General features: G+C 70.0%; 26 protein-coding genes and 1 pseudogene. 13 read left to right on the forward strand and 14 right to left on the reverse strand.

What is annotated here, in order from left to right; genetic code table 11:
- Positions 1–73: 73 nt before the first annotated feature.
- The gene (locus BUB75_RS14945; protein ID WP_073258392.1) at positions 74–763 is read right to left on the reverse strand and encodes an FCD domain-containing protein; all 690 of its coding nucleotides are present in this window, start codon (positions 761–763) and stop codon (positions 74–76) included.
- 270 nt (positions 764–1033) lie between these two features.
- On the opposite strand from BUB75_RS14945, the gene BUB75_RS14950 reads away from it, so the two are divergent.
- Genes BUB75_RS14950 through BUB75_RS14975 form a run of 6 tightly spaced genes read left to right on the forward strand, consistent with a single transcriptional unit; the run spans position 1034 to position 7635 of the window.
- The gene (locus tag BUB75_RS14950; protein ID WP_073257553.1) at positions 1034–2326 is read left to right on the forward strand and encodes an enolase C-terminal domain-like protein; all 1293 of its coding nucleotides are present in this window, start codon (positions 1034–1036) and stop codon (positions 2324–2326) included.
- Positions 2327–2367: 41 nt separating this feature from the next.
- Positions 2368–3411, forward strand: a complete 1044-nt coding sequence (locus tag BUB75_RS14955) for a sugar ABC transporter substrate-binding protein (RefSeq protein WP_143175218.1) — start codon at positions 2368–2370, stop codon at positions 3409–3411.
- Positions 3401–4882, forward strand: coding sequence for a sugar ABC transporter ATP-binding protein (locus BUB75_RS14960; protein WP_073257557.1), 1482 nt, complete (start codon positions 3401–3403; stop codon positions 4880–4882). Before BUB75_RS14955 ends, BUB75_RS14960 begins: the two co-directional genes overlap by 11 nt.
- Positions 4872–5882 (forward strand): ABC transporter permease, encoded by a 1011-nt coding sequence (locus BUB75_RS14965; protein WP_073257559.1) that lies wholly within the window; start codon positions 4872–4874, stop codon positions 5880–5882. The genes BUB75_RS14960 and BUB75_RS14965 overlap by 11 nt, the downstream gene beginning before the upstream one ends.
- Positions 5879–6802 carry an aldo/keto reductase gene (locus tag BUB75_RS14970; RefSeq protein WP_073257561.1) on the forward strand — a complete coding sequence of 308 codons (924 nt, stop codon included), beginning with the start codon at positions 5879–5881 and terminating at the stop codon, positions 6800–6802. The genes BUB75_RS14965 and BUB75_RS14970 overlap by 4 nt, the downstream gene beginning before the upstream one ends.
- A complete protein-coding gene (locus BUB75_RS14975) occupies positions 6799–7635 on the forward strand; it encodes an amidohydrolase family protein (RefSeq protein ID WP_073257563.1) in 837 nt (278 codons plus the stop codon). Before BUB75_RS14970 ends, BUB75_RS14975 begins: the two co-directional genes overlap by 4 nt.
- Before the next feature lie 14 nt (positions 7636–7649).
- Here BUB75_RS14975 and BUB75_RS14980 read toward each other — a convergent pair whose 3' ends face one another.
- From BUB75_RS14980 to BUB75_RS15000, 5 genes are all read right to left on the reverse strand, one after another.
- Positions 7650–9152 (reverse strand): aldehyde dehydrogenase (NADP(+)), encoded by a 1503-nt coding sequence (locus tag BUB75_RS14980; RefSeq protein WP_073257565.1) that lies wholly within the window; start codon positions 9150–9152, stop codon positions 7650–7652.
- The gene (locus BUB75_RS14985) at positions 9149–10252 is read right to left on the reverse strand and encodes an L-talarate/galactarate dehydratase (protein WP_073257567.1); all 1104 of its coding nucleotides are present in this window, start codon (positions 10250–10252) and stop codon (positions 9149–9151) included. Before BUB75_RS14985 ends, BUB75_RS14980 begins: the two co-directional genes overlap by 4 nt.
- Positions 10249–11580 carry an enolase C-terminal domain-like protein gene (locus BUB75_RS14990; protein ID WP_073257569.1) on the reverse strand — a complete coding sequence of 444 codons (1332 nt, stop codon included), beginning with the start codon at positions 11578–11580 and terminating at the stop codon, positions 10249–10251. The genes BUB75_RS14985 and BUB75_RS14990 overlap by 4 nt, the downstream gene beginning before the upstream one ends.
- Positions 11580–12485, reverse strand: a complete 906-nt coding sequence (kdgD, locus tag BUB75_RS14995; RefSeq protein ID WP_073258408.1) for a 5-dehydro-4-deoxyglucarate dehydratase — start codon at positions 12483–12485, stop codon at positions 11580–11582. Before kdgD ends, BUB75_RS14990 begins: the two co-directional genes overlap by 1 nt.
- Before the next feature lie 72 nt (positions 12486–12557).
- Entirely contained in the window at positions 12558–13445 is an 888-nt protein-coding gene (locus tag BUB75_RS15000; RefSeq protein ID WP_073257571.1) for a LysR family transcriptional regulator, read from the reverse strand.
- A gap of 108 nt (positions 13446–13553) precedes the next feature.
- Here BUB75_RS15000 and BUB75_RS15005 point away from each other — a divergent pair, with 108 nt between their 5' ends.
- Genes BUB75_RS15005 through BUB75_RS15020 form a run of 4 tightly spaced genes read left to right on the forward strand, consistent with a single transcriptional unit; the run spans position 13554 to position 17363 of the window.
- Positions 13554–14552: a tripartite tricarboxylate transporter substrate binding protein gene (locus BUB75_RS15005; protein WP_073257573.1), complete on the forward strand. Its 999-nt coding sequence runs from the start codon at positions 13554–13556 to the stop codon at positions 14550–14552.
- Entirely contained in the window at positions 14549–15148 is a 600-nt protein-coding gene (locus tag BUB75_RS15010) for a tripartite tricarboxylate transporter TctB family protein (RefSeq protein WP_084741193.1), read from the forward strand. Before BUB75_RS15005 ends, BUB75_RS15010 begins: the two co-directional genes overlap by 4 nt.
- Before the next feature lie 21 nt (positions 15149–15169).
- Entirely contained in the window at positions 15170–16669 is a 1500-nt protein-coding gene (locus BUB75_RS15015) for a tripartite tricarboxylate transporter permease (RefSeq protein ID WP_143175260.1), read from the forward strand.
- A 43-nt stretch (positions 16670–16712) separates the two neighbouring features.
- Positions 16713–17363 (forward strand): TetR/AcrR family transcriptional regulator, encoded by a 651-nt coding sequence (locus tag BUB75_RS15020; protein WP_073257577.1) that lies wholly within the window; start codon positions 16713–16715, stop codon positions 17361–17363.
- On the opposite strand, the gene BUB75_RS15025 is transcribed toward BUB75_RS15020, so the two are convergent.
- Both BUB75_RS15025 and BUB75_RS15030 read right to left on the reverse strand, forming a co-directional pair.
- Entirely contained in the window at positions 17360–18178 is an 819-nt protein-coding gene (locus BUB75_RS15025; RefSeq protein ID WP_073257578.1) for a mycofactocin-coupled SDR family oxidoreductase, read from the reverse strand. The genes BUB75_RS15020 and BUB75_RS15025 overlap by 4 nt on opposite strands.
- 17 nt (positions 18179–18195) lie before the next feature.
- On the reverse strand, positions 18196–19389 hold the full coding sequence (locus BUB75_RS15030) for a cytochrome P450 (protein WP_073257579.1): 1194 nt from the start codon (positions 19387–19389) through the stop codon (positions 18196–18198).
- 113 nt (positions 19390–19502) lie between these two features.
- On the opposite strand from BUB75_RS15030, the gene BUB75_RS15035 reads away from it, so the two are divergent.
- Positions 19503–20051, forward strand: coding sequence for a TetR/AcrR family transcriptional regulator (locus BUB75_RS15035; RefSeq protein WP_218617528.1), 549 nt, complete (start codon positions 19503–19505; stop codon positions 20049–20051).
- Between the two features lie 99 nt (positions 20052–20150).
- Here BUB75_RS15035 and BUB75_RS15040 read toward each other — a convergent pair whose 3' ends face one another.
- The 4 genes from BUB75_RS15040 to BUB75_RS15055 all read right to left on the reverse strand — a co-directional run bounded on the left by BUB75_RS15040 (position 20151) and on the right by BUB75_RS15055 (position 23703).
- Positions 20151–21275: a hypothetical protein gene (locus BUB75_RS15040; protein WP_073257581.1), complete on the reverse strand. Its 1125-nt coding sequence runs from the start codon at positions 21273–21275 to the stop codon at positions 20151–20153.
- Positions 21276–21353: 78 nt separating this feature from the next.
- A complete protein-coding gene (locus BUB75_RS15045; RefSeq protein WP_073257583.1) occupies positions 21354–22148 on the reverse strand; it encodes a YybH family protein in 795 nt (264 codons plus the stop codon).
- 29 nt (positions 22149–22177) lie between these two features.
- Complete coding sequence (locus tag BUB75_RS15050) at positions 22178–23062, reverse strand: RNA polymerase subunit sigma-70 (RefSeq protein ID WP_073257585.1); 885 nt, start codon at positions 23060–23062, stop codon at positions 22178–22180.
- 407 nt (positions 23063–23469) lie between these two features.
- Positions 23470–23703, reverse strand: coding sequence for a hypothetical protein (locus BUB75_RS15055; RefSeq protein ID WP_073257587.1), 234 nt, complete (start codon positions 23701–23703; stop codon positions 23470–23472).
- Between the two features lie 395 nt (positions 23704–24098).
- Between BUB75_RS15055 and BUB75_RS15060 the strand changes: the two genes are divergently transcribed.
- Complete coding sequence (locus tag BUB75_RS15060) at positions 24099–24953, forward strand: hypothetical protein (RefSeq protein WP_143175219.1); 855 nt, start codon at positions 24099–24101, stop codon at positions 24951–24953.
- Between the two features lie 202 nt (positions 24954–25155).
- Here the strand turns inward: BUB75_RS15060 and BUB75_RS48825 are convergent, their stop codons facing one another.
- Entirely contained in the window at positions 25156–25269 is a 114-nt protein-coding gene (locus tag BUB75_RS48825; RefSeq protein WP_218617529.1) for an HAD hydrolase-like protein, read from the reverse strand.
- A gap of 721 nt (positions 25270–25990) precedes the next feature.
- On the opposite strand from BUB75_RS48825, the gene BUB75_RS44235 reads away from it, so the two are divergent.
- Complete coding sequence (locus BUB75_RS44235; RefSeq protein WP_084741195.1) at positions 25991–26458, forward strand: transposase; 468 nt, start codon at positions 25991–25993, stop codon at positions 26456–26458.
- Between the two features lie 160 nt (positions 26459–26618).
- Here BUB75_RS44235 and BUB75_RS48830 read toward each other — a convergent pair.
- Positions 26619–26728 (reverse strand): annotated as a pseudogene (locus tag BUB75_RS48830) (FAD-dependent oxidoreductase); the annotation flags it as partial.
- Positions 26729–26771: the final 43 nt, after the last annotated feature.

Below are 26771 nucleotides of genomic sequence, written 5' to 3' on the forward strand. Positions count from 1 at the left end.
ACGGCGGCAACGAAGGCCGGACGGCACTCAGGACCGCACCCAGGCCGCGGAAGGACCGCGGCGAGGACCCCGCCTACATCGGCCCCTCCGCGAGCGCGTGCCGCAGCCACCGAGCCGACGAGCTGACGTGCAGTAGTGCCGCCGCCCGCGCCAGCTCGGGATCACCGCTCGCCAGCGCGTCATAAATCGCCTGGTGCTCAGCGAGCGTGGTCGCCGCGGCGTCCGCATTGAGCAACCCGCGCCAGACACGGGCGCGCGCGGTCCGGCCGGACAGGCCGTCGAGGACCGACGTGAGCGACTGATTCCCGGTGGCCGCCACCACCGTGCGGTGGAACTCCATGTCGTAGCGCACCAGCTCCTCCGCGTCGGCGGCCGCGGCCCGCATCCGTCCGAGCAGGAACTCCAGCTCGGCGAGCTGCTCACCGGTGATCCGCAGCGCCGCGGCCGACGTGGCGGCCGGCTCGAGCATCGAGCGAATCTCCATGATCTCCAGCAGCGTGTCGTCCCGGAGCAGGTCGACGGCCGAGCCGAGCCCGGCGAGCAGCAGGTCCGGCGCCAGGCTCGTGACGTACGTGCCGTCGCCGGGCCGGGCGTCGAGCACCCGGGCGAACTGGAGCGCCTTGACCGCCTCCCGCATCGAGTTGCGGGAGATCCCCAGCTGAGCGGCGAGCTGGTTCTCCGGCGGCAGCCGGCTACCGGGAGTCAGCTCGCCGGACTGGATCAAGCCACGGATCCGAGCGATCGCGTCGTCGGTCAGCGACAGGGCAACCACCTCCTGGGTCGGGAAACATCCTAGGGCTAGGCCGCTATCGCGAACCAAAACCGCCTCAATGCGCCTCGCTGAACCTCATAGGTCCGAGCAATGTTACCAATTCGTAACTGAGCAGCCCCTCCCCCGACCCAAACGACCCGGTGTAAACATCGGATGTCTCGCTCGTAAATGAGACGCCGGTCATACCAAGGACCCATTGTCACCGCAGATCGCTCGGAGGGTTGGGTCCACCCGCTGAGCCGCCGGAAGGTGGTTGCCCTAGTGACGACCTCGATCGTCGAGCTGGAGACACGGGACGTTCGGTTCCCGACCTCCCGTTTCCTCGACGGCTCGGACGCGATGAACCCGTTCCCCGACTACTCCGCGGCGTACGTGGTGCTGCGGACCAGCGACGGCGCCGAGGGCCACTCGCTCGTCTTCACCGTGGGGCGGGGCAACGACGTGCAGGTCGCCGCAATTCGCGCGCTCGCGCCGCTGGTGGTCGGGCTCCCGGTGGACGACGTACTCGGCGACCTCGGAGCGTTCTCACGGCGGCTCGCCGGCGACAGCCAGTTGCGCTGGCTCGGCCCGGAGAAGGGTGTCATCGCGATGGCGACCGGCGCGGTCGTCAACGCGGCCTGGGACCTACGCGCCCGCCGGGAGAACAAACCCCTCTGGCAGTTGCTCGCCGAACTCTCGCCGGAGGAGATCGTCGGGCTGGTCGACTTTCGCTACCTGCGCGACGCGCTGACCCCGGACGAGGCGCTGGACCTGCTGCGGAAGGCCGAAGGCGGCCGCGCGGAGCGTGCGGAGACCCTCCGCGCCGAGGGCTACCCCGCCTACACGACCACGCCCGGCTGGCTCGGCTACGACGACGAGAAGCTCGCCCGGCTGTCGAAGGAGGCGGTCGCCGACGGCTTCGGCATGATCAAGCTGAAGGTCGGCGGCGACCGGGACGACGATCTCCGGCGGCTACGGATCGCCCGCGAGGCGGTCGGCCCCGACCTACCGATCGCGGTCGACGCGAACCAGGTGTGGGGCGTCGACGAGGCGATCGAGTGGATGGGCGTGCTGGCGCCCTACGGTCCGTACTGGATCGAGGAGCCCACGTCCCCCGACGACGTCCTCGGCCACGCCCGGATCCGGGAGGCGGTCCGCCCGACCAGAACAGCCACCGGTGAGCACGGCGCCAACCCGGTGCTGTTCAAACAACTGCTCCAAGCAGGCGCGATCGACGTCGTCCAGATCGACGCCACTCGCGTGGGCGGCGTCAACGACAACATCGCGATCCTGCTGCTGGCCGCGAAGTTCGGCGTCCCGGTGTGCCCGCACGCCGGCGGCGTCGGCCTCTGCGAGATGGTGCAGCACCTCGCGATGTTCGACTACGTGGCGGTCAGCGGCGCTCAGGACGGCCGGATGATCGAGTACGTCGACCACCTGCATCAGCACTTCGTCGACCCGGTCGAGGTGCGCGGCGGACGGTACCGCGCCCCGACGAGCCCCGGCATCGGCGCCCGCATGCATGACGCGTCGCTCACCGAATTCCGCTACCCCGACGGCCCGGCCTGGGCCTGAGCTCCCGCACCGACGAAGGAGTCCCCGTGCGTCGTTCGAGAATGCTTCGTCTTTTAGTAGTGGCCGTCGCGGCGACCGCGCTCGCCGCCTGCAACTCCGCCGAAGGGGGCGCGTCCGGCGATGACCCCGTCATCGGCTCCGACTACCCCCGTTCGGACACCGACTTCTGGAACGCCTACGTCCGCTACACGCCGGACGAGGCCAAGAAGCTCGGCATCACCAACCTCAAGACCACCAACTCCGAGAACGACATCGCGAAGCTCACCGCGAACGTGCAGACGCTGCTCAGCCAGGGTTCCAAGGGCATCGTGATGGCACCGCAGGACACCGCAGCCGTCGCCCCGACGCTCGCTCAGCTGGAGAGCAAGAAGATCCCGGTCGTCACGATCGACACCCGCCCGGACACCGGCAAGGTGTTCATGGTCGTGCGCGCCGACAACCGCGCCTACGGCGAGAAGTCCTGCCACTTCCTCGGCACGAAGCTGAAGGGCAAGGGCAAGGTCGTCATGCTGATGGGCGATGTCGCCTCGATCAACGGCCGCGACCGGACCGAGGCCTTCAACGACTGCATGAAGAAGAACTACCCGGGCATCACGGTCTTCGCGGAACCGTCGAAGTGGGACGGCGCCACCGCAGCCAACCAGCTGCAGACCCGGCTCGCCGCTCACCCGGACATCAAGGGCATCTACATGCAGGCGAGCTTCGCGCTCTCCGGCACGCTCCAGGTGCTCAAGCAGCGCGGCCTGCTGGTTCCGCCGACCGACCCGAAGCACGTGTTCATCGTCTCCAACGACGGCATCCCCGAGGAGCTCAAGGACATCGAGGCCGGTCAGATCGACGCCACGGTCTCCCAGCCCGCAGACCTCTACGCGAAGTACGGCCTGTACTACGTGCAGCAGGCGATCGCGGGCAAGACGTTCGAGCCCGGCCCGACCGACCACGGCAGCACGATCATCAAGGTCCGTGACGGTGTGCTCGAGGACCAGCTCGCCGCCCCGCTGGTGACCCTCGACGGGGCCACCATCAACGGCGAGAAGACGCTCCGCTTCGACGACAAGAGCCTCTGGGGCAACAATGTCAGCTGAGTCCCTCGTCGAGGCGGCTCACGTCACCAAGCGCTACGGAACCACGGTGGCGCTGCGCGACGCCGGGATCGTCGTCCGGGCCGGCGCCACCCACGCCCTCGTCGGGCGCAACGGCGCCGGTAAGTCCACGCTGGTCAGCATCCTCACCGGGCTCCAAGCCCCGGACGAGGGCACGGTCACGTTCGAAGGCTCGCCCGCCCCGCCGCTGACCGATCGTGACGCCTGGCGGCGGCGCGTGGCCTGCGTCTATCAGAAGTCGACGATCATCCCCGAGCTGACCGTCGCGGAGAACCTGTTCCTCAACCGGCACCCGGGACGGCTGATCCGGTGGTCGGCGCTCCGCCGGAACGCCGCGGAGCTGCTCGCGACCTGGGACGTCGAGGTCGACGTCACCCGGCCGGCCGGCGACCTGACCGTGGAGCAGCGCCAGCTCGTCGAGATCGCCAGGGCGCTGTCGTACGACGCCCGGCTGATCATCCTCGACGAGCCGACCGCCCAGCTGGACGGCCCGGCGATCAACCGGCTGTTCGACCGGATGCGTGGCCTGCAGGAACGCGGCGTCACGTTCCTGTTCATCAGCCACCACCTGGAGGAGATCTACCGGGTCTGCGACGAGGTGACCGTGTTCCGGGACGCCCAGCACATCGTCACCGGGCCGGTCTCCCAGCTGCCACCGGCCGAGCTGGTCGCGGCGATGACCGGTGACGCCACCGCGCTGACCGAGCGGGCGTCGCGGCCGCCGCTGCCGGACGGCACCCCGGCCGTCCTCGAGGTCGACGACCTCGACGGCGTCACGTTCACGGTGCGGGCCGGCGAGGTGGTCGGCCTCGCCGGTGGCGGTGGCAGCGGCAAGAAGGAGATCGCCGAGACGATCGTCGGCCTCCGGCGGCCGCACACCGGCACGGTGAGGATCAGCGGCGCCCCGCTGAAGCCCGGCAGCGTTCCGGCGTCGCTCGCCGCCGGTGTCGGGCTGGTGCCGCAGGACCGCCACCACCAGGGGTTTGTCCCCGATCTGTCGATCGCGGAGAACCTCACGATGACGGTGCCGCGGCGGCTCGGCCGGTTCGGGACGATCTCCCGCAAGCGCCGTGACCGGCTCGCCCACACGCTGATCGACGAGCTGGCGGTGAAAACGCCCGGCCCGGAGCTTCCGGTCTCCGCGCTCTCCGGCGGGAACCAGCAGAAGGTCGTGATGGGCCGTGCGCTGGCCAACGACCCGAAGCTGCTGGTGCTCATCCAGCCGACGGCCGGGGTCGACGTCCGCTCGAAGGAGACGCTGCTCGGCGTCGTCGACAAGGTGCGCGAGGGCGGCGCCGGCGTGCTCGTCGCGTCCGACGAGCTCGACGACCTCCGCACCTGCGACCGGGTGCTCGTGCTGTTCCAGGGCCGCCAGGTGGCCGAGTTCGGAAGCGATTGGAGCGACCACGACCTGGTCGCTGCCATGGAAGGGATCGCAGTCGATGACCACTGACACGGCAGTTCGGCCGGCGGCCGCTGTCGCGCCGCGGAAGCTCCAGCTGGCGCGCCTGCGTGACCTGGCCCTGGTACCGGCGATCGTGGTGATCGCGATCGTCGGTTACCTGGTCAACCCGGTGTTCCTCAGCTCGGACAACCTGGTCAACATCCTGCAGACGATGGCCGAGATCGGTCTGCTGGTGCTCGCCCAGACCCTGGTGCTGATCGCCGGCAAGATGGACCTCTCGCTGGAGTCGACGTTCGGCCTGGCGCCGGGGCTCGCGGCGTGGCTGATCGTCGAGCCGGGTGTCACCCACGGGCTCGGCGCGCTGCCCGGCTGGGCAGGTGTGCCGCTGACGCTCGCGGTCGGCGCGGTGATCGGCCTGATCAACGGTCTGCTGATCGTCCGGTTCCGGCTGCACGGCTTCGTCGTCACGCTCGGCATGCTGATCGTGCTCCGCGGACTGCTCACCGGCATCTCCGGCGGCCAGACGTTCTTCGGCCTGCCGGAGTCGATGATGTACCTGGGGTCCACGGTCTGGCTCGGGGTGCCCGTCTCCGTGTACGTCTGCTTCGCGCTGTTCGCGGTGGGTATCGGCGTGCTGGGGTACACCCGGGTCGGTCGCTCGCTGTACGCGATCGGCGGCAACGCCGACGCGGCCCGGGCCGCCGGTATCCGCACCGACCGCGTGCTGTGGGTGGTGCTCGTCGTCGCGAGCATGCTCGCCGCGCTCGGCGGCCTGATGCTCTCCGGACGCCTGGCCTCGGTCGCCGCCGCACAGGGCAACGGCGCGATCTTCACGGTGTTCGCCGCCGCGGTGATCGGCGGCGTCAGCCTCAACGGCGGCAAGGGCACGGTTTTCGGCGCGTTCACCGGCATCCTGCTGCTGTACGTGATCCAGAACGTGCTGACGCTGGCCGGCGTCCCGGCCCAGTGGATCGCGGCGCTGAACGGCGCGATCATCCTGTGCGCTTTGATCATCTCCCGGATCACCAGCGGGAAGGCGCAGGAATGAATTCACTCGGGGGTACCGACCTCGTCGTCAGCCCGATCGGGCTGGGCGCCGCGGGCCTCGGCGGCGAGTACGGCGCGGTCGAACCGGCGACCGCGCGGGCCACCGTGCGTGCCGCGCTCGACGCCGGAATCACGCTGATCGACGTGTCCCCGTACTACGGGCGTACCACCGCCGAGACGGTGCTGGGCTCCGCCCTGAAAGGCGTCAACCGAGGCTCGTACGTTCTCGCGACCAAGGTCGGCCGGTACGACGTCGACGAGTTCGACTTCTCCGCCGACCGGGTGCGGCGCAGCGTCGAGGAGAGCCTGCGCCGGCTCGGCACCGACCACATCGACCTGATCCAGTGCCACGACATCGAGTTCGGGGACCTGGATCAGGTCGTGGAGGAGACCCTTCCCGCGCTGCGCGCGCTGCAGGAGAAGGGTGTGGTGCGGGCGGTGGGTATCACCGGCTACCCCCTGCCCGCGCTGGTTTCCGTCGCCGGGCGCGCGCCCGTCGACACGGTCCTCTCCTACTGCCACTACACACTGCAATGTCGGACGCTGGCCGCGCGCATACCGTTCTTCGCCGACCGCGGTATCGGCGTGCTCAACGCGTCGCCGTTGAGCATGGGCCTGCTCACCGAGGCCGGTCCGCCGGACTGGCACCCCGCGCCGGCCGCGTTGCGGGCAGCCTGCGCGGAGGCCGCCGCGTTCTGCCGCCGGGAGGGCACGGACCTCGCCCGCCTCGCGCTGCAGTTCGCGGTGACGCTTCCCGGCGTGGCGTCCACGATCGTCGGTGCGGTCGATCCGGAGAGCGTCACCCGGAACGTGGCGTGGGCTTCCGAGCCGCTCGACACCGAGCTGCTGCGGGCCGTCGAGGCGATCCTCGGCGATGCGCTCGACGTCGAATGGCCGGTCGGACGCCCGGAGAACTCATGACGATCGTCGACGCCCACCAGCACCTGTGGAACCCGGCGACCACCGACTACCCGTGGCTCACCCCGGACCTGACCGTGCTCGACCGGGTGTTCACGCAGTCCGACGTCGCCGGGGAGCTGCGCGCGGCCGGTGTCGATCTCACCGTGCTGGTGCAGGCGGCGGACAACGTCGCCGACACCGAGAACATGCTCCGCGAGGCCGCGCTCGACCCGTCGATCGCGGGCGTCGTCGCCTGGGCCCCGCTCACCCGGCCGGACGACGCCGCCGCGCTGCTCGACCGCTGGGCCGCCACACCGATCGTCGGCATCCGGCACATGATCCACCGGGATCCGGATCCGAAGTGGCTGCTCCGGGCCGACGTCGCCGACGGGCTTCGGTTGCTCGCCGAGCGCGGTCTGACGTTCGACGTCTGCGCGGAGACGCCGGAGTTGCTGGCGCAGGTCCCGGCGCTCGCCGCGGCCCACCCGACGCTGACGCTGATCGTCGACCACCTGGGCAAGCCGCCGATCCGCGAGCGCGGCTGGCAACCCTGGGCCTCGTTGCTGCGGGACGCCGCTGCCGCGCCGAACGTCGTCGCCAAGGTCTCCGGGCTGAACACCGCTGCCGAGGAGGGCTGGAGCGCGGCGAGCTTCCAGCCGTACGTCGACCACGCGCTCGAGGTGTTCGGGCCGGACCGGCTGATGTACGGCGGTGACTGGCCGTTCGCCCTGCTGGCCGCAGACTCCTACACGCAGATCGCGACGGCCCTGTTCGACGCGATCCCCGCTACCGCCCGGGACGCCGTCCTCGGCGCCACCGCTGCCCGGATCTACCGCCTCCCACCAGAGCGCTGACCACGCGACGGCGGTCAGGCGGTCGGGTGGAGGGTGCCGTTGATGCGGCGTGGGATCGCGCCGTAGGCGTCCCGCAGCTCGGCGGGCAGGACCTCCTGCGGTGCGTTCTGCCACGTGAACGGCCGGAGGAACCGCCGGATCGCCGCGGTGCCGACCGACGTGTGCTGGGTGTTCGTCGCCGGCCACGGCCCGCCGTGGTGCTGCGCCCAGGACACCGCGACGCCGGTGGGGTACCCGTCAAAAACCAGCCGCCCGGCCCTCGGACGCAGCCAACCGGCCAGCGCGTCGGGCAGCTCGGTCTCACCCGGGCCGCGGTGCACGGTGGCGGTGAGCGAGGACGGTAGCCGCTCGATAGCGGTGCGCAGCTCAGCGTCGTCCCGATAACGGGCGAGCACCGCGATCGGACCGAAACACTCCTCGACCACCTCCGGCGGCAGCGCGCGAGCGCTGGTCGTGAGCAGCACCGGAACCCCACCCGCACGCATCGTCCCGGTCCGCACCACCGACACGCCGGGAGCCTGCGCGAGCCGCGCCGCACCGGCCGCGTACGACTCCGCGATCCGCTCGTTGAGCAGCACGACCGGGTCGAGAGCCGCGACTGCCCGGCGCGCGGCCTCCACCAGCGCGTCGCCGTCCGGGCCGGTGGGGACAAAAGCGAGGCCGGGCTTCGTGCAGAACTGGCCACCGCCGAGCGTGAACGACGCGACGAACCCGGCTCCGATGTCGGCGGCGCGGTCCGCAGCGGCGGCGCGCGTGACGACGAGCGGGTTGAGGCTGCTCAGCTCGCCGTAGAACGGGATCGGGTCGGCGCGCTTCTCGATGATCGCGAGCAGCGCCCTGGCGCCCGCGGTGGATCCGGTGAAGCCGACCGCACGAACCAGCGGGTGCGCGACGAGGTCGGCGCCCGCCTGCTGCCCGTGGACGATGCCCAGCGTGCCGGGCGGTGCTCCGAACTGTTCCGCGGCACCGGCCAGGACCTCGTAACACCGCTGCGACGTCGCCGGATGCGAGCCGTGCGCCTTGACCACGACCGGGCAGCCCGCGGCCAGCGCCGAAGCGGTGTCGCCGCCGGGCACCGAGAACGCCAGCGGGAAGTTGCTCGCGCCGAACACCGCGACCGGGCCGATCGGCACCAGCATCCGGCGCAGGTCCGGCCGCGGCCCCATCGGGGTGTCGGCCGGGTGGTCGATCGTGGCTTCGAGGTAACCGCCCTCCCGCAGGACCTCGCCGAACAGCCGCAGCTGGTAGCAGGTGCGGGCGAGCTCGCCGGTCAGCCGGGTGGTGCCCAGCGCGGTCTCCCGGTCGGCCAGCGCCACGACCTCGGTGGCGGCGTCTTCCAGTGCCGCGGCGAGGGCGTCCAGCAGCGCGGCGCGCCCGTCCCGGCCGAGGTCTTCGAGGGGGCGAGAGGCCGCGTCCGCCACGCGACACAACGCAGCGACCTCGGCCGTCGTGGTCTCCGCCGCGACGATCTCGGCGACATCGCCGGTGCGCGGATCGATGCTCGGCACGTCCGTCATGTGATCACCGCCCGATCCACGGTCCAGGCACGAGCCTGCTCGCTGAGCGTCACGCCGAGGCCGGGTCGCTCCGGCACCACGATCCTGCCGTCGCTGATCTCCAACCGTTCCTCGAACAGCGGATACAACCAGTCGAAGTGCTCGACCCAGGGTTCGTACGGGTACGCGGCCGCGAGGTGGACGTGGAGCTCCATCGCGAAGTGCGGCGCGAGCGTGAGGTGCGCGTGCTCGGCGAGCGCGGCGAGGCGGAGGAACTGGGTGATGCCGCCGATCCGTGGCGCGTCCGGCTGGATGACGTCGACCGCATCGAGCATTCCGACGTGCTCCGCGACGCTGGTCAGCATCTCGCCGGACGCGATCGGTGTGTCGAGGGCGGCCGCGAGTTCCGCGTGCCCGGCGGCGTCGTACGCGTCGAGCGGCTCCTCGATCCAGACCAGACCGAACTCCTCGAGCGCACGGCCCATCCGCAGAGCGGTCGGCCGGTCCCACTGCTGATTCGCGTCGACCATCAGCGGGACGTCGTCCCCCAGGTGTTCGCGGACCGCAGCGACCCGGGCGAGATCGATCGCCGCAGACGGGTGACCCACCTTGATCTTGACGCCGCCGATCCCGGCCGCGCGGGCCGCGCTGGTGCTCTCGAGCACCTGCTCGATCGGGGCGTGCAGGAACCCGCCGGACGTGTCGTAGCAGCGGACCGAGCCCCGATACGCGCCGAGCAGCTTCGCCAGCGACAGGCCGGCGCGTTTGGCTTTCAGGTCCCACAGCGCGACGTCGATCGCCGCGATCGCCTGCGTCGACGCGCCACTGCGGCCCACCGACGCACCGGCCCAGACCAGCTTGGCCCACAGCCGTCCGATGTCGTTCGGATCCTCGCCGATCAGGTCGGGGGCCACCTCGCGGGCGTGGGCGAACTGCGCGGGGCCGCCTGCCCGCTTGCTGTAGCTGAAACCGATGCCCTCGTGGCCGTCGTCGGTGCGGACCTCGGCGAACAGGAACGCGACCTCGGCCATCGGACGTTGGCGCCCGGTGAACACCTTGGCGTCGCTGATCGGGTTCTTCAGCGGCAGCGTCACCGACGACAGCGCGACTTCGCTGATCATGTCCGCACCACCAGACAGGGTCGTTTGGGATCGAACGTCCAACCCGGAACCAGGTACTGCATCGCGACCGTGTCGTCGCGCGCCCCGAGCCCGTGCGCCCGGTAGAGCTCGTGCGCGGCGGCGAGCGCGTCGCGGTCGATCTCGACGCCGAGTCCGGGCTCGTCCGGCACGGTGATCGCACCGTCGCGAATGCGTAGCGGCGCACGCGTGAGCCGCTGGCCGTCCTGCCAGATCCAATGCGTGTCCAGCGCGGTGATCTCCCCCGGCGCCGCCGCCCCGACGTGCGTGAACATCGCCAGCGACACGTCAAAATGGTTGTTGGAGTGCGAGCCCCAGGTCAGGCCGAAGTCGGCACAGAGCTGTGCGACGCGCACCGAGCCGCGCATCGTCCAGAAATGCGGGTCGGCCAGCGGGATGTCGACGGCCGCACCCCGCACCGCGTGCGCCAGCTGACGCCAGTCGGTCGCGATCATGTTCGTCGCCGTCCGCAGGCCGGTCGCGCGGCGGAACTCGGCCATCGTCTCCCGGCCGGACAGGTCACCCTCCGCGCCGACCGGGTCCTCGGCGTACGCGAGCACCCCGCCCCGGTCCCGGCACAGCGCGACCGCGTCGGCGAGCGGCCAGGCACCGTTCGGGTCGATCGTGATCCGCGCGCGCGGGAACCGGGCCGCGAGCTTCTCGACCGCCGCGATCTCCTCGTCGGCCGCGAACACCCCGCCCTTGAGCTTGAAGTCGGCGAACCCGTAGCGCGCGTGTGCGGCCTCGGCGAGCGCGACGATCGCGTCCGGCGTGAGGGCCGGTTCGCGGCGGAGCCGCTCCCAGTCGTCGGCCGGATCGCTCTCCGCGTGGTACGGCAGGTCGGTCCGGTTCCGGTCCCCCACATAGAACAAATACCCGAGCATGGGGACGCTCGACCGCTGCTGTCCGTCGCCGAGTAACTCCGCAACCGGCACCCCGAGGTGCTGGCCGAGCAGGTCGAGCAGCGCGGACTCCAGTGCTGTGACCGCGTGAACGGTGGTGCGCAGGTCGTAGGTCTGCGAGCCGCGGCCGGTGGCGTCCAGGTGGGCGTAGGTTGCCGCGATGCGGTTGAGCAGGCTGCCGTAGCGGGCGATCGGCTCGTTGATCAGGGTCGCACCGGCCTCGTCGATCAGGCGGCGGATCGCCTCACCACCCGGGACCTCGCCGACGCCCACGTTGCCGCCGCTGTCGGTGACCAGCACGATCGTGCGGGTGAAGAACGGCCCGTGGGCGCCGCTGAGGTTCAGCAGCATGCTGTCGTGCCCGGCAACCGGCACCGCTTCGACGCGCACCACCGTAGGGCTGCCCATCAGGTGACCTTGTCGACCAGCGCGGCGAGGTCGGTCTGCTCGGCCGGGGTCAGGTCGGTCAGCGGTGGACGGACCCGGCCACCGTTACGTCCGACCGTGTTCAGGCCGGCCTTGATGATCGAGACCGCGTAGCCGCGGGCGCGGTTACGGATGTCCAGGTACGGGATGACGAAGTCGTTGAGCATGCCGTAGACGGCGTCGCGATCCTGGGCGCGGACCGCGTCGAAGAAGCGCAGCGCGAACCGGGGCACGAAGTTGTAGAGCGCCGACGAGTACGTGCTGACGCCGAGCTGGAGCAGCGGCAGCGCGAACGTCTCCGCGGTCGGCAGCCCTCCGATGTAGAGGAGGCGCTCGCCGACCTTCGCGTAGGTGCGGGTCATCCGCTCGATGTCCCCGACGCCGTCCTTCAACCCGACCAGGTTCGGGTGCCGGTCGGCCAGCGCGGCGACCGTGACGTCCTCGAGCACCGCGTTACCCCGGCTGTAGACGACAACCCCGAGGTCGGTCGCTCGGCACACCGCGCTGACGTGCGCGATCAAGCCCTCCTGGCTGGCTTCGGTGAGGTACGGCGGTAACAGCAGGAGCCCGGCGGCGCCCGCGCGCTGGGCGGCGATCGCCTGTTCCACGGCCTGCGCGGTGCCGCCGGTGGCCGGTGCGACGACCGGCACGCGCGCGCCGACCTCGTCGACGGCGGCGCGTACCACGGCGTCGATCTCGCCGGACGTGAGCGAGAAACCCTCGCCGGTGCCCCCACCGGCGAACAGGCCGGCGACGCCGAACTCGGTCTGCCAGGCCAGGTGGTCCCGGTACCGGGGCTCGTCGAACGCGAGCTGTTCGTCGAAGTGCGTCACCGGGAACGAGAGCAGGCCGGTCCGCAGGCGGGCGGCCAGTTCGGAAGGGGGCATCAGCGTCACGCGGTCACCGTAAGAAGCGAGGTTGATGCCTGTCCAAGAGTGTTTCCGCATTACGTGATACCTCTAGGGCATTGTTTCTCGCAGTACTCGGAGCGCTCGCCCGAGCGCCGGGTTGCGGGAGTGCCGGGGCCAGAGCAGGTGCAGCTCGACCGGCTCGGCGACCGGAGTGGCCAGCGGGACGAAAGCGACGTCCGGGATGCGCAGCAGCGTGGCCGACGCGGGGACGAACGCGACGCCCCGGCGGGCGGCGACCAGCCAGAGCATCGTCAGGATCTGGCTGACCGTGTGCACGACACGTTCCTGGGCCAGCGGCACCATGCTGACGACCAGGTCGTAGAAGTACCGGGCCTTCTGCTGGGAGTGGAAGATCAGCGGTTCGGTGGCGAGGTCGGCCGGTTCCACGGCGCGTTCGAGCGTGGTCAGCGGATGGTTCACCGGTACCGCGAGCAGCAGGGCCTCGCGGTGCAGCAGCACGGAGTCGAACAGCTCGGCGTCGAACGGCGGCCGGGCCAGGCCCAGGTCGAGATCGTCGTTGGCGAGCGCCGCGACCTGTTCGCGGGTGACCATCTCGAACAGGTCGATCTGTACCTCGGGCAGCTGCCGCTCGAGCTCGTTGAGCAGCTGGCCGAGGATGCCGAACGTCGACGCCGCGGTGAAGCCGAGCCGCAGCAGGCCACGGGAGCCGGACGAGACCCGCTGGGCGATCTCCGGGGCCGCCTCGGCGAGCGCGAGGATGCGCCGCGCCTCCCGGAGGAACGCCTCACCGGCCGGGGTCAGCGACACGCGCCGGTTGTCGCGGTCGAGCAGGCGCGCCCCGACCGTGGCCTCCAGTTTCTGGATCTGCCTGCTCAGCGGCGGCTGCGTCATCCGTAATCGCGCGGCGGCCCGGCCGAAGTGCAGCTCCTCGGCCACGGCGACGAGACCCCGGAGTTGCTCCAGTGTGTACGCCATGCTGTGAAGGTATCAATCAATGCAGTAAGGGAGTTAGACACGCATAAATGCCTGCCCATAGGCTGCCCGAATCCTGAACCGGAACTCCCCATCGTTGAGGAGAAGCCCATGTCTACGAGGGTTCGGGCGGTGGCAGCGGGCATCACGCTCGTTCTCGTCGCCGCGCTGTCCGGGTGCGGCGGCAACCTGGGTGACGACGGTTCCGACGCGGCCGGTTCCTATCCGGAGCGTGCGGTGACGTTATTCGTCGGCCAGGACGCCGGTGGCAGCACCGACCTGATCGCCAGGGCCCTCGCCGACGAGGTGAGCGAGGACCTCGGGAAGCCGGTCACGGTCGTCAACCGGCCCGGGGCCAACGGCGGAGTGGCCGCCAAGCAGCTCGCCGCGGCGAAGCCCGACGGTTACACCGTGATGATCTTCGTCGGCTCGCTCGCGTACATCACCCCGCTGGCCGTCGCGCCGGAGGAGGCCGTCGACATCACGCAGTACGAGGTCATCACCGGGATCTCCCAGGACGACTTCGTGCTCGTGGCCCATCCGAAGACCGGCTTCACCACGGTCAAGGACATCCAGGACGCCAAGCGGCCGATCAAGTACGCGACGACCGGGGTGGGCACCGGAAGCCAGCTGACCCAGGCCCTGCTGTTCGCGCAGTCGAAGGTGCAGGCCACGGCGGTGCCGTTCGACGGCGGCGCGCCGGCGCTGGCCGCGGTGCTCGGTGGCCAGGTCGACGTCGCCTCGATCCAGCTCGGCGAGGCGCAGCCCCAGATCAAGGCCGGAAAGCTCACGCCGCTGGTGACGTTCGCCGCGAAGCGCCCCGCGTACCTGCCGGACAGCCCGACCGCGGTCGAGGCCGGGTTCAACGTGCCGGTGCAGCAGTCGCGGGCGATCGTGGCGCCGGACGGGACGCCGCAGGAGGTCATCGACCGGCTGCGGAACGCGTTCGCGAAGGCGTTCGAGTCGGAGAAGTACCAGGCGTTCAACGCCGAGCGGCTGCTCACGCCGAACGAGGTGGAGGGGCCGACGCTGCTGGAGCAGTGGACGAAGGCGCGCGAGACGTACCGAGGGCTCGTCGAGCAGTACAAGATCGACTTGGGTGGCGAGTGACACCGCCCGAAGACGCACCACCGCCGGAGGCGGCGCTGCCCGGTTCGGGCGCGCCGCCGTCCGAGACCGCACCACCGCCAGCGGCTGCCGGGTCGGAGGCCGCTGGGCCGGAGGCCGCTGGGCCGGAGGCCGCTGGGCCGGAGGCCGCTGGGCCGGAGGCCGCTGGGCCGGTCGCGAACGTGGTGGCAGCGGCCGTCGTGGTCGTCCTCGGCGCCGCCGCCTTCGCCGGAGCGCTGACCCTCGGCATGGGCAGCGCCGCCGAGCCCGGCCCCGGCCTCTGGCCCGCCCTGGTCAGCGCCGCGCTGGTCGTGCTCGGCCTGGTGCTCGCGCTCCGGGCCCGCCGGACCGACGACGCCGAACGCTTCAGCCGCACGAGCCTGCTGGTCATCGCTGCGGTGGCGACGATGGCCGTCTTCGTCGCGGTGATCGGCGTCGTCGGTTTCGAGATTCCGGCCGCGGTGCTGGCGTTCGTCTGGCTGCGGTTCCTCGGCCGGGAGAGCTGGCGCATGTCGATCGTCGTCAGCCTCGCTCTCACGGTCGTGTTCTACGCGCTGTTCGTCGGCGCGCTCGACGTCACCATTCCGCACCTGTTCTGACCGGGGTAACCAGTGGACGCGCTGCTCGACGGCTTCACCGTCGTCCTCGAGCCGAAGAACCTGCTGTACTGCTTCATCGGCGTCGTCGTCGGCATGCTCATCGGCGTCCTACCGGGCCTAGGCCCGGCCGCCACCATCGCGATCCTGCTGCCGCTGACGTTCGGCCTAGAGCCGGTGACCGCGATCATTCTGCTGGCGGGCATCTTCTACGGCGCCCAGTACGGCGGCACGATCACGTCCGTGTTGTTACGCCTGCCCGGCGAGGCGTCGTCGGTCGTCACGGTCTTCGACGGGCACGCGCTCGCCCGGCAGGGCAGAGCCGGCACCGCGCTCGGCATCGCGGCGATCGGGTCGTTCGTCGGCGGCACGATGTCGGTCGTCGCGCTCAGCCTGGTCGCGCCGTTCGTCGCCGCGTTCGCGCTGGACTTCGGGCCACCCGAGTACACCGCGCTGGCGCTGCTCGGCATCCTGCTGGTGTCCACGATCTCCACCGGCGGCAAGCTGAAGGCCCTGGTGGCCGCCGTGCTCGGCCTGCTGCTGGCCGTCGTCGGCCGGGACGGTTTCACCAGCGCCGAGCGGTTCACGTTCGGGAACCTGTCGCTCGCCGACGGGCTGGACTTCGTCCCGATCGCAATGGGGCTGTTCGGTCTCGGGGAGATCCTCTACAACCTCGAGGAACGGCATCGGGCGGTGAGCCCGCCGACGACCGTGGCCAACGTGTGGCCGAGCCGCGCCGACCTGCGGCAGGCCAGCGGCGCGATCGGCCGGGGTGGTGTCCTGGGGTTCGTTCTCGGCATCCTGCCCGGCGGCGGCGCGGTGCTCTCGTCGCTCGCCGCGTACGCGGTGGAGAAACGCCGCTCCCGCCACCCCGAGCGCTTCGGGCACGGGGCGATCGAGGGCGTCGCCGCACCCGAGACCGCGAACAACGCCGCTGCCACGTCGTCGTTCATCCCGTTGCTCTCGCTCGGCCTCCCGGCCAACGCGACGATGGCCGTCATCTTCGGTGCGCTGCTGATCCAGGGCGTCACGCCGGGGCCGCAGCTGGTCACCGAGCAGCCCGAGCTGTTCTGGGGCGTCATCAACTCGATGTACCTGGGCAACGTGCTGCTGCTGATCATGAGCATCCCGCTGGTCGGGCTGTTCGTGCGCATCCTGCGGGTCCGGCCGGCGATCCTGGCGCCGATCACCACGCTGATCACGCTCGTCGGGGCCTACACGGTCAACAACAGCGTCTTCGACATCGGGCTGGTCATCGTGTTCGGCGTCATCGGCTACCTGATGAAGAAGTTCGGCTTCGACCCCGGCCCGCTGGTGCTGGCGTTCGTGCTCGGGTCGCTGCTGGAGACGTCGCTACGCCGGTCGTTGCTGCTCTTCGACGGTGATCCGACCGGGTTCCTGACCCGCCCGATCTCGGGGACGCTGTTCGCGCTCTTCCTCGCCGTGGCGCTGCTGCCGCTCGGCCGAGCTGTGGCGCGCCGGCGACGGTCCGACCAGGCTCCGCGGGAACCGATCGAGCGCTAAACTACACCGTACCGTGTAGTTATCAAGTGTAAGCTGATCCACAATGAGCACTGTCGGCACGGAGAAAGCGGTGCGCGAGGGGTCACCGGCAAAACGGACCGCGATCCTCGCCGCCGCCCGCGAACTCTTCCTGCGTCACGGGGTGGACCGCGTCAGCATGGACGCGGTCGCGGCTCGGGCCACAGTGTCGAAACGCACCGTGTACGACTACTTCGGCGACAAACGCCGGCTCTTCCTGGCGATCCTCTCGGACGCCTCCGAGTCGATGAACGCCTCGGTGCGCCGAGCGCTCGACGATCACCTCTCCGACGACGCGGGCATCACCACCGTGCCCCAGCTGGAGAAGGCGCTCACCGGGTTCGCGATCGACCTCGGCACGACGATCGTCGGCTCGGCCGACTACACCGCGGCCTTCGCGCTCGTCGCCCAGCAGCGCTGGCAGGAGCCGACGGCCGAGGACGACGTCATGACCGCGGCAGCGGAGGAGGCGTTCACCGAACGCCTCGCCCACTTCGTCGCCGTCGGTCTCCTGGACGCGGACGACCCGCGGCTGGCCACCAACCACTTCAACGCGCTGACCGTGCTGCTCGCGTACCACGATCAGCCGGACCCCGCGAAGGCCGACCCGGCGCGCGTTCGCCGGACCATGGTCGACGGGGTCCGCGCGTTCATCCGCGCGTACGGCGCCCGCTAGCGCTTGTTCAGCAGGCCCGCGTCCACCGGGACGACGGTGCCGGTGACGTACCGCGCGTCGTCGGAGACGAGCCAGGCGATCGCGGCGGAGATGTCCTCCGGCTCGACCAGGTCGACGGGCATCGCGTTGGTCAGCGCGTTGGCGAGCGCCGGGGCGCGTTCGAGGATGGCCTGGAGGTCACCGTCGGCGGCCATCGGCGTGCGCACAGCGGTCGGTGCGACGCTGTTCACCCGGATCTTGAACGGCGCGAGGAAGTTCGCCCACGACCGCATCAGCCCGATCACACCGTGCTTGGCCGCGGTGTAGCCGAGGAATCCCGCGGTCGGGATGCCGACGCCGACCAGGCCGCCGGTCGAGCTGGTCAGCACGATCGATCCGCCCTGGTTGCGTTCGAGCATCGACGGGATCGCGACCCGGCCGGTGTTCCACACACCGGTCAGGTTGACGGCCACGACCTCCTCCCACTCCTGCTCCTCGGAGACCGGGGCGCCACCCGCACCGATGCCCGCGTTGGCCAGGACGATGTCCACCGGCCCTAACGCGGCGACTCCTTCCTCGAACGCCTTGCGCAGCCCGGTGATGTCCCGGACGTCGGCCTGGCGGGCGATGATCCGCCGGTCGAGCGCCTCGACCGCGCGGACGGTCTCCTCGAGCTCCTCGGCGGTGCCCATCGGATAGCGGACGGATTCCAGCTGGGAACAGATGTCGACCGCGATGATGTCCGCGCCCTCCTGCGCCAGCCGGATCGCGTGGCTACGACCCTGGCCGCGGGCGGCTCCGGTGATGAAGGCGACCTTGCCCTCGAGCTTTCCCATGAGGCTCTCTCTCCTGATTAGTTGACGGTGATCGGAAGGGCTTCCCAGCCGCGGACCGTCGAGGTGGACGACAGCGACAGCGCGTCCCAGTCGACGTCCCACCGCGGGAACCGCTTCAGGAACTCCTCCATCGCGACCCGAGCCTCCAGCCGGGCCAGCGAGGCACCGAGGCAGAAGTGCGGGCCGAAGCCGAACGTCCGCAGGTGGCTCACCGAGCGGCGGACGTCGAAGCGGTCGGGGTCGGACCAGCGATCGGAGTCCCGGTTGGCCGACGCGATGATCAGCGAGATCGCGCTGCCCGCGGGCACGGTGACGCCGTGGAACTCGATGTCGGTGGTGACGTACCGGGCGATCGCGTGGCCGGTCGGCTCGAACCGCAGCGTCTCCTCGATCGCGTTGGGGATCAGCGACGGGTCGTCGACCAGTTCGGCGCGCTGCTCGGGATACTTGGCCAGCAGGGAGCCCAGCCATCCGAGGAGCCGCGCGGTGGTCTCGTTGCCCGCGCCGGCCAGGACCGAGACGTAGGTCAGGATCTCGTCGCGGGTCAGCGTGCGCCTGACGTCGTGGATGTCGACGAACTCCGCGCGCAGCATGTCGGTCATCAAGTCGTCCGACGGGTGATCGACGCGCCAGTCGATGTAGTCGCCAAATAGGTCCGGGTTGCCGATCCCGCGCTCTTCGACGTTCATCTGCTGGCCGGGTTCGGTGCGCAGGTTCGCGTCCGCGCGGTCGCGGACGGCTTCCTGGTCGGTCTCCGGGATGCCGAGCAGCATCCCGATGACGCGCATCGGGATCTCCTTGGCGTACTCGGCCATGAAGTCGAACTGATCGACGCCGTCGAGCCGGTCGAGGGAGCGAACGCAGTACGCCCGGATCTGCGGTTCGAGCATGAGCACGCGCTTCGGGGTGAACACGCGGGAGAGCAGCTTGCGCTGAATGTCGTGCGCCGGCGGGTCTTCCATGATCAGCGTGCCCGGCGGGATCTCGATATCGGCCTTGATGATCTCCAGGATCGGGCCGCGCGCGGACGAGAACGTCTTCCAGTCCTGGAGCGCCGCGTCGATGTCGCCGTAGCGGCTCAGCGCGTAAAAATCGTGTTTGTCGTTGTAGTAGAGCGGAGCTTCGGTGCGCAGCCGCTGGTAGACCGGGTAAGGATCGTTGGCGATGTCGCGGTCGTACGGGTCCCAGTAGACCGGCTCTTGTGGACTCACGGTCGACTCCCTCGGTCGCGGGCGTGCGTGCGAGGGGCCTAGAGTAAACTTTGTTTACCGGTCTTGTAAATGTGCAATTACTTTGTTCGCGGTTCCGCCCTTACGATGCGATCGTGCCCGGAGCTACCTCGATGACCACCGCTGAGGCAATCTATGAGGCAGGCCGTCGGCTGTTCCTCCGCGACGGCTACGCGACGACCACGGTGCGCGCGATCGCCGCCGAGGCCGGCATCAACCCGGCGCTGGTCATCCGTCACTACGGGTCGAAAGAAGCGCTGTTCCTGGCGACGATGACCCCGACCAACGGGTTCACGCCGATCCTCGAAGGCCCACTGGAGTCGCTGGGCGAAGCGCTCGTCGAGTTCGTCATCAACACCGCGGGCACCCCCGGCAGCGACACGTTCCAGGCACTCATCATGGCCGCCGACCGCCCGGACGTTCGCGAGCGCATCCTCAGCGCCTCGCGAGAGTTCTTCGAGCAAGGGCTGGCCGAGCGCCTGTCCGGCGACGATCGGGAGCTGCGCGCACGCCTGGTGTCAGCTCAGGTCTCCGGCCTGATGCTGTCGTACTGGGTGCTTAAGGATCCGGTCCTCACCCGGAGCGACCGCCGCCGCATGGTCGCGCTGGCAGGGCGAGCGCTGCAACGCCTGATCACGCCCTGAAGGCGCTTCAGCTCGACTACGCGTATCCCGGAGACCCACATCCGGCCGAGGAACTCGTGGTCCTCGCTTGGCCAGTCGGCCACCACCGAGCACCGAGACTCAGGCCAGTCGCCACGCCTTCTCGTCATCGCCCGCCAGCAGCGTGACGCCGACGCCGGCGCAGATGTCGAACCATGCCGGGTCCCGGACACGCGACACCAGCAGCACAGCCTTCGCGGCCACCCCGCGCGCGGCAAGGCGCTGCCGGTAGTCGAGGACTTGCCCCAGGCCCAGACGCAACCGGTCAGCGTCCGCGCCGGCCAGGCAACTCTTGACCTCGGCGATCACCTGGCCCCCTGCTCGGTCGCGCCAGGCGAGATCTGCCGGCACGGCGACCAGCTCGCCGGCTGCGATGCCGGCCGCGGCGAGGTGGTCGCGCAGCTGACGACATAACGCGTCGTGCTCGCCGATTGCCGCCGCGCGGGCAGCAGCGCCCACCGGGATCAGCTCGGGGTAGACCCCGTCGGCCGGCTTGCCACGATACGGACGGTCAAAACCACGACGTCCTTGGCCGGCGGCCTCGTGAATAGCCCATGCCTCGGCGACCGCGGCCGGTTCGTAGTTCTTCCGGTGAGGGAAGCGGCCGTCGGCGACGAGTTGGGCGCAGAGGAGACGCGCGGCGGTCAACCCCGCCGGCTGCGCGTACAGCCAGCGGATCGCATCGAGAGTGCCCTGGTAGGCCACGGCGTCGTACTCGCCCAGCGTCTTGTACGGACGCATCGACTCGATGAGACCTCGCCGTTCCATCTCGTCGGCGCTCAAGGATCCCGAAGCCAACGCGGCGCGAACAGCACTACCGGACAGGGCGGCCCAGGCGTAGAGGTCCCCATCGCGGGTCGTCAGGTCGAGGACCTCCGGCAGCCCGACGGTCAGCCGAACACGAGGATCGGGACCGTCCGGTCGCCACACGCTGAGCATCCAGTTCCGTCCAGCGGTCCGCGCGGCCAGCGGCACGGCCGTCCGGATCACCGCACCCGCGAAGGTCATCGCCTCGGCGTAGAGGCCGCCCTGTCCGGCCACGCGCAGGGCTATCGGCATCGCCTCCACGGCTGCGGGGAAGTCCTCCAGCGCAGCCGCCTCCGGATGTTCGGTCAGAATCCACTCGGCCAGCTCTTCGCGGGTGGTCAGCTGCCAGAACTGACCACCCTGCCGGCGAAGCAGCTCAAGTACGACGTCGATGTCCATCGCGGTCCCCCTCGGCGCCGGAGTCTATATAGGACCTGCGCGCGAGGGCCTAGGTGGGCCTCCACGTGGACGACCTCGCTAGGGCCGCAGGGTCGTGTGGGCTTTCCCCGTCGACGTGTCGACCGGCCAGGAGACGTGCTGGTGCACCATGAGCCACTCCCCCGCGCTACGGCGGAACACCCGCGTGCCGCGGGACCAGGTCTCGGCTACCGTGCCGTCCGGCTGCGCGGCGGTCATCCGGTTGAGGCCCCACGACACGGCCAGGTCGTCGCGCACCAGGATCCGCAGGTCCGGTACGTCCCAGGTCACTGTCCCGGTCGAGGAGTCCAGGCCGGTCGCGCACACCGCGCGCACCGCGTCCACGCCCACGTACTCCAGCGGCGCCTCGTGCTCGTACGACACGACGTCGTCCGCGATGCCGGCCATCATCGTGTCCAGGTCCTTCGCCGCGGTGGCGCCGAACCAGGCCTTGTGTAGCGCCTCGACGCCCGCCGCGGAATCGGACACGGTGAACGAGTGGTGTTCGTGCGCCACCACCCACCGGCCGTCCTCCCGACGCAGCCCGAGCGTCAGCCGCAATCGGCGATCAGCGACATCCGCCGGTTGGCCGCACCGCAGCAGCGCCACCGCGAACGCCACGTCCTCCCCCGCGGTGACCTCCAGCGACACCAGCTCGAACACCGCTCCCGACCGCAGCCACTCGAAGAACGGCGGCCACGTCTGCCGGTACGCGTCGAGGCCACGTACACCGTTCTCCGGCGGCGGCACGTCGAACATCACGATGTCCTCGGCGTGGTCGGCGACGACGGCGTCCAGATCGCCGGCCCCGACGGCCAGCACCCAGCGTTCGATGAGTTCCTGTATTTCGTCCATACCCCTACAACCCCTGGGACGAGCCGAACTCATCGCTCCACGGGAAGGTTCTCCGGCAGGCCGAACGCGCTCAGGTCCGCGGTGAGGAACGACACCACCTCGGTGACACGACCGTCCCGGATCGACAGCACGTCCAGCCCACCCGGCCGGTAGGCGCCGGAGCGCAGCAGATACGTGCCGAACGCGATCTGCCCGTTCGCGGTCGTGGCCCGGAACTTCCACCGGAATTTCAGCGGCCCGGCGAGCAGGAACCCGCGGATCGCGTCCGCTCCCGCGTACCACGCCGCTTCCGGCGGCATCGAGTAGCGCGCGTCGCCCGCCAGCAGTGCGAGGATCGTCTCCACGTCGCCGGCTTCCCACGCCGACGCGTACCGCCGCGCCAGCTCCCGCACGCCCGGATCGCCCGGGCCCGAGGACGGCGTCACTGCCGGCAGCGCTGCCCGGGCTCGTTGCAGTGCGCTGTTCACCGCGGGCACGGTGGTATCAAGAAGCGCCGCGACCTCGCTCGCCGGGAAACCCTGCGCTTCGCGCAACAACAGCACGGCCCGCTGGAGCGGCGGCAGGTGCTGCAGCGCGGCCACGAACGCCAGCTCCAGGCTCTCCCGCGCCAACACCGCTCCTTCCGGCGCGGGGTAGGGCTCGATCCAGTGCGGGTCCGACGCCACGCTGAGGTCGGCCGGTAGCTCGCGGCGGGCGCGGCGCTCCAGCAGGGTCAGGCACCGGTTAGTCGCGATGCGGAAAAGCCAGGGGCGGATTCCGGCGCCCTGGTCCTCGAAGCCGTCGAGTGCCCGCCACGCCCGGAGGAGCGTTTCCTGGACGGCGTCGTCCGCATCGTGCACGGAGCCGAGCAGCTGGTAGCAGTGGACATGCAGCTCGGTGCGGAGTGGCTCGACGAGCTGCTCGAACCCGGTCACCGGGCGCCGATCCGTGCCTTGAGTTCCCGGCCCCGACTGTGCGCGGCGGTCCAGCGGCGGATGAGCGGAGGACGGTGAGGCACCTCGAGACCCTAAGCACACCGCCCCGTGCGGCTGCAAGGATCGATTCAAGATCGGCTCGACCCACCATCGCAGGGTGGGCACGAATCGCATCTCGATCGTGCGAGTCACGCAGGTGCCACGAACCAGCCGGTTCTACGGCGGCGGTGATGGAGTGGTCATGCACCGGAACGAGAGCGCCGTCCACGACCAGCGCGGTGTCCGGCGAATGCCAGCAGCGCACCGGGGCAAGCTCCAAGAACGGCGCCAGCTGGTCGATAATGCGGGCACCGCGGCCTGCTTGACCCCGACCAGCAGCACCACCAGCAACGGTTACGAGGCAGCACTCAGGGCGCGGCCTTGCGAGCGTCGGCAGCCGTGAGCTTGGCGCGAAGTGTCTCCCGCTCTCCGGGTTGCCACGGCCCGGAGGCAGCCAGCGGGATCTCGGTCATGAACCGCCGCTCGGTTTCCGGAATCGTGGCGACGAGGAGATCGGGATCGTTGGCCGCGGTCGCGTAGAGATTCGGGCCGTCGGCGTAGAACAGGTCGGCAGCGACGAGCCGCCCGTCAAAGGTGCGCATGACGTTGGCTGGGTTGTGGTCCAACGGTCCGCACCAAGGCAGCTCTCGCTGGGCCCGACCTCGAGTACCGGGTGACGGCGATCGGTCGCAGCGGCGGCTCGGCGACCGGACCCTGCTAGCAGCACCGAGACGGACAATCCGGCGCGGAAGTTGGGTTGCGGGAGAAGAGCGAGACCGAGCGGTGGGCAGCCGGTGTCACGACCCAGATGAAGGCTCTGCTGGACCACGCGCAGACACGCGGCCGAATCCACTGCCAGCCTCTGGGCTCGGGAGAACTGACGGCTATCGGACAGCCGGGCCTGAACCATCCACTGTGTGTAGAACTACCTAGTTGAGCTTTCACCGAAAAGGTTGACTTCGACCGTCCGAAGTCAACCTTTCGAAGAGGGAGCTCCATGAAGGTCATACCAATGTTCGCACTACTCGCGTTCGCCGTCGTGGCGTCGCTGGTCGTGCTGCCCGCATCGCCGGCCTCGGCGGCGATCCCGGGTCTGCACGATGTCGAGGTCCAGGCGGCGTTCGGCGCGCCGGGCAGGCAGATCTCCGGCAGCGCCCAGTGCCCGGCGGGCGAGTCGCTGCTGTCGATCGGCGCGGGCAACGCCGACCTGACCGGATTCGGTCACTCGAGCCAAAGCCCCGGAGTGGCCCGCGCTGTGGGCGCTCCGATCCGCCCGTCACCGCTGAACTTCCTGTTCCTGCAAGCGACTTGTGCTCCGTTCGCGCAGGTCCCCGCCGGTACCGTGACGGTGGTGGCCGTCGCGCCCGCCTCCACCTCGACGCTGCGCACCGCCACCGCGCGATGCCGGCCCGGGGAGATCGCCTACGGCGGTGGGGGATACCTCGTGCCCGCCCAGTCCACGAATCCGTCGCTCGGCGGATCCCGGATGGTCGGCAGCATGGTCACCGCCGACGGCACCGGCTGGAGGGTCACCGTGCACACCCGCCAGCTGACCGACACGCTCCATGTCAGGGCGCTGTGCGCCCGGCTGCCGGGGGCGCTCCTCGCCCCGGCTGTCCAGGCGCCTCGAACCGTGCTCGTCACTACCGCGGGTGGATATCACTCCTGCCCGTCGTCGATGCAGCCGCTGAGCGGGGGCGCCTACATCGACAACGGGTCCGGCGGCGACTCGGCGTCGGCGCGCCTGGAGTATTCCAACCGGGTGCCGCACCCGTCCCGGAACGGGTGGTTCGCCGCGGCGAACAACATGCAGGCGAACGACCGGCTGTTCGTCCGGGTGCTCTGCATCTGAGTTCCTGACGCGGGCGGGGGTGTTTCGCCCCCGCCCGTGCGAACGTCGGCCGGGAGTGCTCCCCCGTCGCGTGCTCCGTCCGGCCACGCCGTCGATACGAGTCCGGCGTGCAGCACATGTGCTGGGGCCGTACGGATGGACACCGGTGGCCGCCATGCACCGACGGCGCGAGCAGAAGGAGTCTGGAGCGGACCCGGCTGTGTCACCAGAGGTCGAGCAGCGCCGGTACGTCGGCGAACGAGTCGACGACGTGATCGGGCGATCCCTCCGGCCGCTCGAGCGCGTCCGCTGTGAACTTGCCGGTCCGGACCAACACCCCGGTGACGCCGACGGCCTGTGCCGCGAGGACGTGGAGTCGACGTCGTCTCCGACCATCAGCGCGTTCGCGGGCTCGACGTCGAGGTCGGCCAGCGCGGATTCGAAGCAGGCGCGGGCTTGCCGACGACCGTGGCCTCAAGGAAGCCTTCGCCTGGTGTGGGTACGACTGGGTCACCAGCCACGTCTTCCGCAAGACCGTCGCCACAATCATGAAGGAGGCTGGGCTCACCAGCAGGGCGACGGCCGATCAGCTCGGGCACAACAGGTCAGCATGACCGAAGACAACTACTACGGCCGCGACATCACGAACACCGGCGCCGCACCCGTCCTCGAAGCCCTCGACATCGCAGCCGCATGAGTCTTCGTCGTTAAGGGGCGCATTGCCCATCCAGAGCAGCGCAACGGCTCTCGATCGTCTTCCAGGTGTCACGTTCCACGTCCAACGGTAAGAAGCGCCAACGCGGCTGTGACGGCTCAAACTCAGTGGACCATACTTGCCAAATGAGAATTGCGATTGCAGTTCACGGAGCTGACGTCGCCATCAGCGCGGTACAACGACGCTGGATCTCGCCCAGCATCGGTTAGTCGACCGCCGCGTTCCGACGCTGCTCCTCAACAGCGTTCTTTTCGCCGACATCATCACAGGGCCTTGCCCCCTGATCTTGGACACCTGAACCATGGGCCTCCGTGGTCCTGGTGGACAGGAGTCCTTGAGCACGATGGTGAACAAGCACTATCCGGCGCAGTTCAAGGCCGACGCGGTCGCGTTGTACCGGTCTAGGCCCGAGGCGACGATCGCCCAGATCGCCGACGACCTAGGCATCAACCGGGAGACACTGCGCAACTGGGTGCGGCTGGATGACCAGCGACGCGGTGAGACCGGCCGTTCGCGGCCATCAGCAACGGCGCACGGGCCGGCGTCCGGTGCGGTGGAAGAGGAGAACGCCGCGCTGCGCCGACGGGTCCGTGAGTTGGAAGACGAGCGGGAGATCCTGGCTCACCCGATCGGTCGTAGTCGCGATCGTTGTCCAGCAACTCGACCAGACCGGCTGTGCGCCCCTGCTCACGCCGGAAGGCCACGACGCCGCCGAACGCACCGCTGCACTACTGCTCATCTCACTTGGCGTTTCTCTGGGCGGGGTACAACGGCCGACCTGAACAGCCCGTCTTCGGTCCCGGCCCGATGACGGGCGCAAACGCCCTGATCCCGCGCACCCGGTCGCGGCACCAGGGCGGTCGAGGCCGGGCCACCGGAAGACCCGCTTCGGGCGGCCGGGACTTGCCGTAACCGTCAATTGCCTCGTCCGGGTCTCCGCGCTCTCCATTTGGAAGTGGCATACGCCGTACTCAGCGTCGGCCGACACCGCGAATGGTCGCGGACGCGAAGCTGCGCTGCCACTCCAAGCCGATATAGGCCAGGCCGGGATGAGGCTAGACAGGCCGCGCCGGTGAAGCGGCTCCCGTCACGTCGAGCGCCGTCGAGGTTCCCGGCCTCCAGCG

Source organism: Cryptosporangium aurantiacum, assembly GCF_900143005.1.
Classification (GTDB): domain Bacteria; phylum Actinomycetota; class Actinomycetes; order Mycobacteriales; family Cryptosporangiaceae; genus Cryptosporangium; species Cryptosporangium aurantiacum.